Below are 12,157 nucleotides of genomic sequence, written 5' to 3' on the forward strand. Positions count from 1 at the left end.
ACCCCCAGGGTAGGCGCTCGGGTCCGCGCGGTGGGGCGTCAGCGCAGACGTCGCCCGGAGGCGAGGTCGATCAGGCGCGAGAGCACAGGTCCCGTCCGCAGTCCGTTGTGCTCGTGTTCGCTCGTGACCCACAGCGTCACGCCCGGAAGCAGACGTGCGGTCTCGAGCGAGAACTCCATCGGCACGTACACGTCATCGACGTAGACGGCCGCCGCCCCCGTCGCGCCCGAGGCGGCGATCGCGGCGGGGTCGTAGATCTGGGGCCACGCGTGCTCGGCGAGGGCGAGGGTCACGTCCCGCCACGGCTGCAGCGCAGGCACGGTGTCGGCCCAGTCCCGGCGGATGTGTTCGCCCGTGAACAGCGTGGGATCGTCGCGGAAGTCGGTCGGCTCGACGCGCTCGGCCGACCACCCGGTCGTGTGGCCGTTCGCGTAGCTGGACTCGTGGAACACGTAGTAGAGCGGGTTGCGGCCGTCGAACGGCATCGCGTGCATCAAGTCGTAGCGGAACGCGTTCGACGAGGGATCGCGCTCCAGCAGCGACCACACCGTCTGCCAGCCGTCGTCCGTGCCGAGAGCGGAGCCGACCGAACGCAGGCGCGAGCGCGAGACGATCTCGCCGTCGGGCAGGACGAGGCGGCCTTCGTCGGCGAGGTCGATCAGGCGGCGCATGGTGTCGCGGTGCTCGGGGAAGCGGCGGTAGTAGCGCTCCGAGGCCGCGCGCATCTTGTCGTAGCAGAGCGCGTACACCTCATCGGGGTGCCGGTCCACGGTGCTGAGGCCGCCCGTGATGAACACGTCGCGAAGGGAGCCGGCCTCGGTCGACAGATAGGCGAGCGTGGTGAATCCGCCGAACGACTGGCCGAGGACGCTCCACGTCGTGGCACCCAGGTGCTCACGCATCGCCTCGGCGTCGCGCACGATCGCGTCGGCGCGCAGGTGGGTGAGGTGCTCCGCCACGGCCTCGGCGCCGCGGGCGAGGTCGTCGTCGCCGACGGGGGTCGAGCGGCCGGTGCCCCGCTGGTCGAGCAGCACGACGCGGTAGTGGGCGAGCGCCTGCTCCAGCCAGGCCGGGGCGGTCGAGGAGTGGAACGGCCGCGGCGCCTCGTGGCCAGGGCCGCCCTGCAGGAACACGAGGTGGGGCAGCTGCTCCCCGCCCTCGCGCGAGACCACCGCGGCGAACACGTCGATCGTGCGCGGGTCGGCGGGGTCGTCCCAGACGAGCGGCACGGTCACGGTGTGCTCCTCGACGGTGAGATCGAGCAGGCGGCGGCGGACGGTGGAGGTCATGTCACATCACGTTTCCGATGTAGGAGTACTTGACGAAGACCTCGGAGGCGAGGCCGGACTCCTCCAGCACGCCCTGCACCGCGGTCATCATGTAGTTCGAGTCCCAGCCCATGTAGAGCGAGTGCGCGTCGTCGAGGCGGTCCCACTGGCCCTTCCAGGCCTGGTCGTCGTAGATGGGTCCGCCGTGTGCCGCGCAGTAGGCGACGGCCGCGTCCCGTGTGTCGGTCCAGGCGCGGCGGAACACGCGGTTGAAGAGGTGCTTGACGTCGTACACCTCCCAGCGCTCACCGCGGTACTCCACGTAGTCGAACTCGCGCTCCCACCCGGCCGGCCAGCCGCGCCGACGAACTGCGTCGAGGATCGGGGTGAGGCCGTCGTCGTCGATCTCCGGCAGGGCGGGCCGCGCCCAGATCCGCAGCAGCTCCGCGGTCAGCGCGACGGTGCGGGCGGTGATCGCGGCGGTGCCCCAGGCGGGAACGTCGGCGAGCTGGCGCGTGGCCGGCACCTCACTGCGCGCGTAGGCCTGGTCGCGCTTGACCGGGAACGACGCACCGAAGACGCGCTCCGTCAGCCCCTGCTCGAGCAGGGTGAGGTTGCCCAGCGTGGGGGCGAGGGCGCGGTGGCTGTTCTGTTCGTCCTCGCTGTACTCGCTCCACGGACGAATGCCATCACCCGACCAGGCGTCACCGGGGACCGCGGGCACGATGTGCTCGACGTCGAAGCCGGCCGCGTCGTCGACACCTTCGAGTCGTCCGAGCACGTAGGCGGGGTACGGGAGCTCGCTGTACTTCAGGACGGCGCTCACGCGCTCGTCCGACGGCGTGATGCGCGCGATGGCCCTGGCGAGGGCGTCGTGACCGTGGGTGCGGGCGCGGCAGAGTCGCGCGACCAGTCGCTCGGTCGGGAGGTTCACCAGCGCGCGGCGCAGGTACATCGCCTGCAGCCACTCGAGCGTCTGCAGGAACTCGTCGCGATCGATACGGCCGCGGGCGTGGTCGCTGTATGCGCTCAGCACCAGTGGATACGCGGCGCGCCCGAAGGTGTTCACGGCCCGCAGCTGCCGCGCGACCTCCTCGTCGGACTCCCGAGACGGGTCGAGCAGGATGCCGTAGATCTCCGCGAAATGACGCCAGTTCTCGGCGTCGGCCTGGAGGTGCGCGGCGTCGACGCGCGGGAAGGACTGGCGGAAGGCGCTGTAGACGCCGTGCTCGCCGTTCGCCGCGACCTCCCGCCCCGTGACCATGACGAGATAGTGACGCCAGAACGCACCGATCGCTTCGCCGGTGTGCTGCTCGATCGGCAGCCAGTAGCGCGTCTCCACCTCGACCTGCTCGGCGTGACTCAGACCCATCAGGATGTAGTTGTGGATCAGCTCGTGGTCTCGCAGCGGTTCGCCGGTGGAGTTGAGGCTCTCGAAGATCTGCTGCGCGTTGGCCCGCGAGCCGAGCGTGATCGAGACGTGCTCCAGGCGCTGCAGTCCGCGCCAGATCGCCGGGACCTCGTCGGCGTGGATCTGGCTGCGGAAGAAGGCGTAGTTGTCGTCGAATCGGGACTCGCGGTCGAGGTCGTCGCGGCGTTCGAGCACGACCGACTCGTACAGCTCGGCCCACGCGTCGTGCGGGCGCAGCTTCGTGCGTGCGGGATCGTCGGCGCGCACGAGCACACGGTTGAGTTCGGCAGCGAGTGCCGGATCGCTGTCGCGGACGGTGTGATGCAGTGCGGCGACGAGGAGCATGAGCGTCGTGATCCGCTGCTGCCCGTCGATCAGGATGAGGTCGGCGTCCTCGCCGGTGCCGTCCTCCGCGGAGAGGATCGAGCCGAGGAAGTGACGGTGTGCGTCGTCTTCCGCCGCGACCGTGCGGACATCCGAGAGGAGCCGTTCACAGCCCCCGATGTCCCACCGGTACTGGCGCTGATACACGGGGACGACGATGGTCGTGCGTCCCGCCGCGAGCCATTCGATCGTGTTGACTGCTGTCGCCTCGACGTTGGTCGCGGTGCTCATGCTGGTGTCTGATCCTCCCGTAGCGACGGGCATCGAGGACGCGCCTGATGCCCTGCCCAGTCTATTCGGTTATGCACGGCGGCCCTCCGGGGAAGCGGCGCGCCCCGCTGTTAGGCTTGCCTTATCAGGGCCTGTTAAAACGTGCTGGCCCCCGATGAAAGGAACATGACTCGATCATGGGATACATCAAGTCCGCAGCGCTGGAGGAGAAGGGCTTCGTCGTCCTCGACAGCTACGACCAGGAGGCCGACCCCAAGGAGTGGCTGGACGTCGAGTACAACGACTGGAAGTCCTCGGGCGACACCCGGTTCGCGCCCCTCGCCAGCGCTTTCGGCGACATCGAGTGCAACGGCTTCTGGAACCACAAGCCGCCGCGCACCGACAAGGACGGCGTGTGGATCGAATCCCAGGTCGCCAAGGCGCCGAACCTGACGCGTCGCGCTCAGGAGCCGGGCGCCAACGTCGGGCGGTGCCGCATCATCGAACTGCAGCCCACGCCCTACGGCGACTGCCTGTACAACCTGCACCAGGACGACAACAACCGCCTCAACCCCGACGGCACCGGCTGGGTCGTCCGCGGGTTCTTCAACCTGACCGACGACAAGGACAGCTACTTCGTCCTGCGTGAGAACCGCACCGACCCGAGCATCGAGTACCGCATTGCCCTGCCCGCAGGAGCGCAGCTGATCGTGGACACGCAGCGTCTGTGGCACGCCGCGACCCACAACGGCACCGATCCGCGCTACTGCCTGATCACCTCGTGGACCTCGGGCCCCGAGCTCGACGCGTACATCGAGAAGTACCACGGCACCGACGACGTCCCGAACGTCGAGGTTCCGCAGGACGTGCTGGAGTTCGGCTACGCCGAGCAGGCCCGCAAGGACGCCGCCCGCGCCGCGTACTACGCCGCCAAGGGACAGCAGGTCAAGCAGGCCATGAGCGAGGCGTGATCCTCCTCTGATGGACGCGAAGGCCCCGGTCGTTCGACCGGGGCCTTCGTCGTGGAATCACACGCTTGTGATTTCCACGGAACTCGGCGAGAATGGGCGCACAACCGCATACTCTCGCCACTTCGTGGTTCAGGTCGTAGGGGAAGACGCACCTGATGAAACGGAGAGATCATGGCGACGGCTTACGCACGCGGAGTGGTGTTCATCCACTCGGCGCCTCGCGCGCTCTGCCCGCACCTGGAATGGGCGGTCGGTCGCGCTATCGGGCGTGCGGTGAACTTCGACTGGACGGAGCAGCCGGTCCTCGACGGTGCCCGCCGCGCCGAGTTCTACTGGGACGGTCCGGTCGGCACCGGCGCCGCGCTCGCGACCGCGATCCGTGGCTGGGAGCACCTGCGTTTCGAGGTGACGGAGGATCCCACGCCCCGCAGCGACGGCGGCCGTTGGCTGCACACCCCCGATCTCGGAATCCACTACGCGCAGACCGACGCCGCGGGCAACATCGTGATCGGTGAGGACCGCATCCGCTACGCCATGGAGATCGCCGCCGGCAACGTTGTCGAGCTGCAGCGCGAGCTCGACATCGCGCTTGGCTCCGCGTGGGATGAGGAACTCGAGCCCTTCCGCCACGCCAGTGACGACGCGCGCGTCGTCTGGCTCCACAAGGTCGGCTGACCGGCCCCGCAGACCGGGGGCGTGGGAGGCGTGAGTATCGGATTCCGGTGAGTCATCCCGGACGCTGAGAAGACGTATCCCCGCCCCGCCCGACGAAGACCCCGCCGCCGATCGCCGCGACGGGGTCTTCGTCGTCAGATGACGGCGGCGTGGCGCAGGTCGTCGGCGGGTTGCCGGCTCCCGCCCACGAGATCGCACCAGGCCACGGCGAGGCGGCTCATCGCCTCCGTGGTCCTCTCCGGCGGCAGGGTGATGGGGATGCGGAGACGGCGCTCCAGCACGCCACCGGTGGTGAAGCGCGGGCCGGGCGGGAGGATCAGCCCCCGCTCGCGCGCGGAGAGCGACAGCGCGGTCGACACCGGAGCGCCGAGATCGATCCAGGCCGAGAGCCCGCCCGGTGTGGCAGGCATGCGAACGCCGGGGAGATCCGCCAGGCCGGCGGCGACGGCGGCGCGTCCGGCGGTCAGGCGTCGGCGCACGTGGCTGGTCAGCGCGGGGACGTCGCGCAGGAGCTCCACGGCGATGCACTGCTCCAGCAGCGCGGTGCCCAGCTCGAACGAGGGCCGGACGGCGAGCAGACGGGCGACCACGGAGCGCTCGGCGCGGATCCAGCCGATGCGCATCCCGCCCCACGCGATCTTCGACATGGAGCCGACGGTGATCACGTGCGGCCCGCCCGCGGCGAGAGGGACCGGCGCCCAGCCGCGGTCGATGTCGAGCTCGGCGGTGGTCTCGTCGACGATCAGCGAAGTGCCCACGTGGCGCGCGGTGGCGGCGATGCGCGACCGATCCTCCTGAGGAAGAGTGGCGCCCGTGGGGTTGTGGAAGTCGGGGATGAGGTACGCGACGTGCGGGCGGGCGCTCAGCAGGGTCTCCGTGACGTGGCGGGTGTCCCAGCCCTCGGCGTCCACCGGGGTGGGCACGAGGCGGTAGCCGTGCCGGTGGAGGGCCTCCAGGGCGTGCGGGAAGGTCGGCTGTTCGACGAGGGCGCGTTCGCCACGTCGCCCGATGGCGGTGAGGATCAGGTTCACGGCATTCAGGGCGCCCGAGGTCACGATGATCTCGTCCGCAGAGGTGTCGGCTCCGCGCTCCGTGAAGCGTTGCGCGATCAGTTCCCTGAGTTCGGGAAGACCCTGGAGCGAGTAGCCGCTCGTGCCGCGCAGGGAAGCCAGGCGCGGGAGCGAGCGGACCGTGGCGTCGTAGAGGCCGGGGGTCGAGTCCATGGAGGCGATCGCGAGGTCGATCGCGTCGTCGTCGCTGTGCTCACCGGGCAGCGCGCTGCCGTGGGGGAGAGCGACGCGGGTGCTGCCGCCGTGTCGACGGGTGACGTAGCCGTCCGCCTCCAAGAGCCCGTACGCGCGCGTGACGGTCGAACGGGAGCGGCGCAGCTCGACAGCGAGCGCTCGCTCGCTCGGCAGCCGTTCGCCCACCGTGAGCCGCCCGTCGAGTATGAGCGCCTTGATCTGATCGGCCATGCCACTGGCGGACACACCGGCCACGCTGTGCGCGCCGAGCTGTTCCACGAGTCGTGAGGACATGCCTCCAGCATGCCGCAAAGTGGACTGCGGAATGCAGGCCACTTTTGCGCCAGTGGTCTCACCGGTCGACGATGTGGCCGTTCCACCATGGAGTCATGCTGCTGCGCTCCGTTCTCCTGCCCATCCGCGCCACGAGCCGTCGTGATCTGGCGGAGCGTCTGGTCCAGCTCGTGATCGGGCTCGTGCTCTACGGAGTCGCGCTGGCCTTCATGGTCCGCGGGGGCATCGGAGTCGCGCCGTGGGACGTGCTCGCCCTCGGTGTCGCAGGCAAGGGCGGCATCGGGTACGGCACCGTGACGGTACTGGTGTCGATCGTGGTGCTGCTGTTGTGGATTCCTCTGCGACAGCGCCTCGGCCTGGGCACAGTGCTCAACGCACTCCTGATCGGGCCCAGCGCCGACCTCGCGCTGCTGGTGCTGCCCGCCCCGTCGACCGTGTGGGTCGGGGCGCCCATGTTCGTGTTCGGCCTGGTTCTGCTCGCCTTCGCTACCGGGCTGTACATCGCGGCAGAGTTCGGTCCGGGGCCGCGAGACGGGCTGATGACCGGGCTCGTTCGGACCACGGGATGGCCGGTCTGGCTCGCCAGGACCGTCATCGAAGGCTCTGTGCTCCTGATCGGCTTCCTCCTGGGCGGCCCGGTGGGTGTCGGGACGGTGCTGTTCGCCTTCGGCGTCGGTCCGCTCATCGGCGTGTTCCTGCCCCGCATCGAGCGCCGCCGCCGGGCGCGGTCGCAGCGGCTGGCGGTGGCGACACCCTGAGCGGCTCGGGCAGACGAAGAGGCCCCCGGGGTGTCCCGGGGGCCTCTTCCTATCCGTGCGGAGATCAGTCTGCGCTGCCCACCACGAGCACCGCGTTGTGACCACCGAACCCGAACGAGTTGCTGATCGCGTACTGCGGTCCGTCGCCGAGCGGCGTGGGCTCGCCCGACAGGCGGAACGGGACCTCCGGGTCGGGCTCGGTCATGTTGATCGTGGGAGGAGCCACCCGATCCCGCAGCGCGAGGATCGAGAAGATCGCCTCCAGCGCCCCCGTGCCGCCTAGGAGGTGGCCGGTCGACGCCTTGGTCGCCGACACCGGAATCTCGTCGATCCGGTCGCCGAAGACCTTCTTGAGTGCCGTGTACTCATTCGGGTCGCCGACCGGAGTCGAGGTGGCGTGGGCATTGATGTGCGTGATCTGGTCGGCGGTGATCCCGGCCTCCTCGAGAGCCTGGGTGACCGCGCGGGCGGCACCGTTCCCCTCAGGGTCGTTGCCGGTGATGTGGTAGGCGTCGGCCGTCACACCGCCGCCGAGGATGTAGCCGTAGATCTTCGCCCCGCGAGCCTTCGCGTGCTCCTCGGTCTCGAGGATGAGTGCGGCAGCGCCCTCGCCCATGACGAAGCCGTCGCGGTCGATCGCGCCGGGACGCGACGCGTGGGCGGGGTCGTCGTTGCGGCGGGAGAGAGCTTGGGCGGAGGCGAACGCCGCCATCGTGATCGGGTGGATCGCCGACTCGGTACCCCCGGCGATCACCACGTCCGCAAGGCCCTCCTGGAGGTGATGGAACGCGTGGATGAGGGACTCGGTGCTCGACGCGCAGGCGCTGACCACGGTCTGGGCATAGGCGCGAGCTTCGAACTGCAGGGACAGGTTGCCCGCCGCAGCGTTCGGCATCAGCATCGGGACCGTGAGCGGCATGACGCGGCGGGGCCCCTTCTCGCGCAGCGTGTCCCAGGCGTCGAGCAGGGTCCACAGGCCGCCGATGCCGGTCGCGAAGTCGACGCCGAGACGCTCGGGAGCCACCTCGGGGGAGCCGGCGTCGGCCCAGGCCTCACGAGCCGCGATCAGCGCGAACTGCGATGACGGGTCGAGGCGCTTGGCTTCGTGGCGGGGGAGCACTTCCTCGGGACGAACGATCGCCGACGCGGCGAAGGTGACGGGGAGCTCGTACTCCTGCACCCAGTCGTGCTCGATCGTGCGGGTGCCGGATACTCCGGCGAGCAGGTTGGTCCAGTTCTCCGGAGCCGTCCCGCCGATGGCGGACGTGGCGCCGATGCCGGTGACGACGATGCGCTTGGTCATGAAGGTGGTTCCTTGTCGGACGGGAGTCGTGCGGGAGATGGGCAGAGCGGAGGATGCCACGCCCCGCCGTTGCGGGGGTGGCATCCTGCCGTGGTTACTCCTGGCCCGCGACGATGAAGTTGACCGCGTCGCCGACGGTCTTGAGGTTCTTCACCTCGTCGTCGGGGATGGTCACGCCGAACTTCTCCTCGGCGTTGACGACGATCGTCATCATCGAGATCGAGTCGATGTCGAGGTCGTCGGTGAACGACTTCTCCAGGGCGACCTCGGAGGCGTTGATGCCGGTCTCGTCGGTGATGAGCTCTGCGAGGCCGGCGAGGACCTCATCGTTGGTGAAAGCCATAGTGGTCTTCCTCTTTCTTACGGGGTGTATTAGGAACCGTGGAACAGTCTAGGGAAGGTGGGCGCGGAGTCAGGGAAGGACCACGACCTGTGCGGCGAACACGAGACCGGCGCCGAAGCCGATCTGCAGTGCCAACCCGCCCGACAGCTCGGGGTGCTCCTCCAGGAGACGGTGGCTCGCGAGGGGGATCGAGGCGGCCGACGTATTGCCGGTCGTCTCGATGTCGCGGGCGATGGCCGTGGTCTCCGGCAGGCCGAGCTGCTTGGCGAACTCGTCGATGATGCGCATGTTCGCCTGGTGGGGGATGAAGGCCGCGAGATCGTCGGCGGTCACGCCCGCCTTCTCCAGCGCCTCGCGGGCGACCTTCACCATCTCCCAGACCGCCCAGCGGAAGACCGTCGGACCCTCCTGGCGCAGGGTCGGCCACGGCACCTCGCCGTCGCGGAACTGGGTGAGCGTCGCGTTCATGCCCACCGCGTCGGCCTTGGACCCGTCGGAGCCCCACACGGCGGGCGAGATGCCCGGGGTGTTGCTGGGGCCGATCAGTGCGGCGCCCGCGCCGTCGCCCAGCAGGAACGAGATGCTGCGATCGGTCGGGTCGACGACGTCGGACAGCTTCTCCGTCCCGATCACGAGCGCGTGGCGTGCCGTGCCGGCCTTGATGAGGGCGTCGGCCTGCGCCACCGCGTAGGCGTACCCGGCACACGCCGCGTTGATGTCGTAGGCGGCCGCGGGGTTCGCGCCCACCCGGTCGGCCACGATCGCGGAGACCGACGGCGTCTGCTTCGGGTTGCTGATCGTCGCGACGATCACGAGGTCGACCTGGTCGGCGGGGACTCCGGACTTCTCGATCGCCTCGACGGCTGCGGCCGTCGCCAGGTCGATCGCATCCGTCTCCTTGTCGGCGCGCACCCGCGTCACGATGCCGGTGCGCTGGCGGATCCACTCGTCGCTCGAGTCGATCGGCCCGACCAGGTCGTCGTTCGGGACGGCGTTCTCGCCGCGCGCCGCACCGTACGAGTAGATGCGCGTGTAGGCGGGGCCGGTGAGCTGGGCGAGCGTGGCGCTCATGCGGCGTCTCCGTTCAGCAGCGCGACCGCTGCATCGAGGTCTTCGGGGGTCTTGACGGCGACGGTGGGCACGCCGCGGAGTCCGCGCTTTGCGAGCCCGACGAGAGCGCCGGCCGGGGCGAGCTCGATGACACCGGTGACGCCCGCCTCGGCGAACGACGACATGCACAGGTCCCAGCGCACGGGCGACGACACCTGGTCGACGAGGTACGAGAGCGCCTGGGCGCCCTCGGTGACCACGGAGCCGTCCCGGTTGGTCCAGAGCGTGAGCTCGGGGTCGGAGGGGGACACGTCGGCCACAGCGTCACGGAGGACCGTCACCGCGGAGGCCATGTACGACGTGTGGAACGCTCCCGCGACCTGGAGCGGCACGACCCGCGTACCCTTCAGCGGCTCGTCCGCGAGCGCGGCCAGCGCGGGCAGCGGACCGGCGACGACGATCTGGCCGCCGCCGTTGTAGTTGGCGGGGGCGAGGCCGAGCTCCGCCAGGCGGGCGAGAAGTGCTTCCTCGTCGCCGCCGAGCACCGCGCTCATCCCCGTGGGCGTCTGGGCTGCGGCATCGGCCATGGCACGGCCGCGGATGCCCACCAGACGCATGCCGGTGATCTCGTCGATCACGCCGGTGCCCACGAGCGCGGCCACCTCGCCGACCGAGTGGCCCGCCATGCCGTCCGCGCGGCGACCGGAGCGCTGCACGAGCGCGTCGCCGGCGATCAACGACGCGGCCACGATCAGCGGCTGCGCGATGCGCGTGTCGCGGATCGTGTCGGCGTCGGACTCCGTGCCGTGGGTGCGGAGATCGACCTGAGCCGCCTCGGAGTAGGAGGCGAGGCGCTCCTCGACACCGTCCAGTTCAAGCCAGGGGGTGAGGAATCCGGGGGTCTGCGAGCCCTGTCCAGGGCAGACGACGACAATCACCCACCCAGTCTGCCAACGATTGCCGGCGAGCGGTGGATGATCCATCACAAGATTGCGAGGATCCCTTGTGTGTGGCGTACAGCCGTCGACGTGCGTCGTCGAAGGTCAGCGCGGGACGCGACGTGCGGGTGGGCGGCGCCGCACCTGGTCCGCAGCGCCGATGGATCCGAGGATGAGCGCCGTCTGCAGGATCAGCGCCTCGCGCGGACCCGTGGCGTCCCAGCCGATGACCTCGCTCACGCGCTTGAGCCGGTAGCGCACAGTGTTCGGGTGCACGAACAGCTCGCGCGCGGTCGCCTCCAGGGACCGGCCGTTGTCGAGGTAGCTCCACAGCGTCGTCACCAGGTCGGTCGAATGCGCCTGCAGCGGGCGGAAGATGCGCTCGATCAGCGTCTGCTTGGCCAGCGGGTCGCCCGCCAGCGCGCGCTCGGGAAGCAGGTCGTCCGCCTCCACCGGGCGCGGAGCGCTCCGCCACGCGCGAGCGACCGCGAATCCGGCGAGAGCGGCCCTGGCACTCTGGCTCGCGTCGACGAGCGCGGCCACCGCGGGACCGAGCACCACGAAGCCCGGCCCGAACGACGGCTCCAGGCGTGCGGCGATCTCCTGGAACCCGAGTTCCTCCTCCTCGCCCTCCTGACCGGCGACACGCGCACGGCCCAGGACGAGGACGAGTCGCGAGCCCTGCACGCCGATCAGCACATCGACCGACAGCTTCCGCGCCGTGCGACGCACCAGGTCCACATCGAACTGCGGCGGAGTGGTGCCGACCAGCACCGCGACCTCGCCGTGTCCGTGCCACCCGAGGGCGGCGATGCGACTCGGCAGCTCCTCGTCGGCCTCGCCCGTGAGGATCGAGTCGACGACGAGAGCCTCGAGCCGCGCATCCCAGAGGCCTCGGGCTTCCGCGGCGCGCGCGTACACATCGGCCGCGGCGAAGGCGACATCGCGCGAGTACAGCAGGATCGCTTCTCGGAGGTGCTCGCCCTTGCCGGCGACGCGCTCCTCCGTCACCTCCACCGTCACGCGGATGAGCTGGAGCGTCTGCTGCAGACTCACGCTGCGCAGCAGCTCACGCGGCGCGGCGGCGAAGATGTCGGCCGCGATCCACGGCGTGGAGGTGGGGTCGTCGTACCACTGGATGAACGACGTGATCCCCGCCTGCGCCACCAGCCCGACCGCGGAACGGCGGGCCGGTGGCATGTCGGCGTACCAGGGGAGAGTGTCCTCCAGCCGCTTGATCGTCACCGAGGCGATGTCACCGGAGATCCGGCGTAGCCAGGTGAGCGTCGCGGCCTTGTCCATGCCGGC

11 protein-coding genes are annotated in these 12,157 nt (G+C 70.0%); 3 read left to right on the forward strand and 8 right to left on the reverse strand.

The features are described from left to right. Positions 1-38: 38 nt before the first annotated feature. Positions 39-1,289 (reverse strand): alpha/beta fold hydrolase, encoded by a 1,251-nt coding sequence (locus tag KE274_RS11635; RefSeq protein WP_211543935.1) that lies wholly within the window; start codon positions 1,287-1,289, stop codon positions 39-41. A 1-nt stretch (position 1,290) separates the two neighbouring features. Next, on the reverse strand, positions 1,291-3,294 hold the full coding sequence (locus KE274_RS11640) for a DUF262 domain-containing protein (RefSeq protein ID WP_211543937.1): 2,004 nt from the start codon (positions 3,292-3,294) through the stop codon (positions 1,291-1,293). Between the two features lie 176 nt (positions 3,295-3,470). On the opposite strand from KE274_RS11640, the gene KE274_RS11645 reads away from it, so the two are divergent. Both KE274_RS11645 and KE274_RS11650 read left to right on the forward strand, forming a co-directional pair. Then, positions 3,471-4,244, forward strand: coding sequence for a hypothetical protein (locus KE274_RS11645; protein WP_211543939.1), 774 nt, complete (start codon positions 3,471-3,473; stop codon positions 4,242-4,244). A gap of 171 nt (positions 4,245-4,415) precedes the next feature. Further along, the gene (locus KE274_RS11650) at positions 4,416-4,919 is read left to right on the forward strand and encodes a DUF3145 domain-containing protein (protein WP_211543941.1); all 504 of its coding nucleotides are present in this window, start codon (positions 4,416-4,418) and stop codon (positions 4,917-4,919) included. Positions 4,920-5,053: 134 nt separating this feature from the next. Here the strand turns inward: KE274_RS11650 and yczR are convergent, their stop codons facing one another. Beyond that, positions 5,054-6,457 (reverse strand): MocR-like transcription factor YczR, encoded by a 1,404-nt coding sequence (gene yczR / locus KE274_RS11655; RefSeq protein ID WP_211543943.1) that lies wholly within the window; start codon positions 6,455-6,457, stop codon positions 5,054-5,056. 95 nt (positions 6,458-6,552) lie between these two features. Here yczR and yczE point away from each other — a divergent pair, with 95 nt between their 5' ends. Further along, a complete protein-coding gene (gene yczE, locus KE274_RS11660; RefSeq protein WP_211543945.1) occupies positions 6,553-7,215 on the forward strand; it encodes a membrane protein YczE in 663 nt (220 codons plus the stop codon). A 64-nt stretch (positions 7,216-7,279) separates the two neighbouring features. On the opposite strand, the gene KE274_RS11665 is transcribed toward yczE, so the two are convergent. From KE274_RS11665 to KE274_RS11685, 5 genes are all read right to left on the reverse strand, one after another. Continuing rightward, entirely contained in the window at positions 7,280-8,518 is a 1,239-nt protein-coding gene (locus KE274_RS11665; RefSeq protein WP_211543947.1) for a beta-ketoacyl-[acyl-carrier-protein] synthase family protein, read from the reverse strand. 94 nt (positions 8,519-8,612) lie between these two features. Next, positions 8,613-8,861 carry an acyl carrier protein gene (locus KE274_RS11670; protein WP_017202249.1) on the reverse strand — a complete coding sequence of 83 codons (249 nt, stop codon included), beginning with the start codon at positions 8,859-8,861 and terminating at the stop codon, positions 8,613-8,615. Between the two features lie 69 nt (positions 8,862-8,930). Continuing rightward, entirely contained in the window at positions 8,931-9,932 is a 1,002-nt protein-coding gene (locus tag KE274_RS11675; protein ID WP_211543949.1) for a beta-ketoacyl-ACP synthase III, read from the reverse strand. Continuing rightward, positions 9,929-10,849, reverse strand: a complete 921-nt coding sequence (locus KE274_RS11680; protein WP_211543951.1) for an ACP S-malonyltransferase — start codon at positions 10,847-10,849, stop codon at positions 9,929-9,931. Before KE274_RS11680 ends, KE274_RS11675 begins: the two co-directional genes overlap by 4 nt. Positions 10,850-10,954: 105 nt before the next feature. Beyond that, on the reverse strand, positions 10,955-12,151 hold the full coding sequence (locus tag KE274_RS11685; protein ID WP_211544927.1) for a PucR family transcriptional regulator: 1,197 nt from the start codon (positions 12,149-12,151) through the stop codon (positions 10,955-10,957). Positions 12,152-12,157: the final 6 nt, after the last annotated feature.

It is taken from the genome of Microbacterium paraoxydans, from assembly GCF_018224615.1.
Lineage (GTDB): Bacteria > Actinomycetota > Actinomycetes > Actinomycetales > Microbacteriaceae > Microbacterium > Microbacterium paraoxydans_B.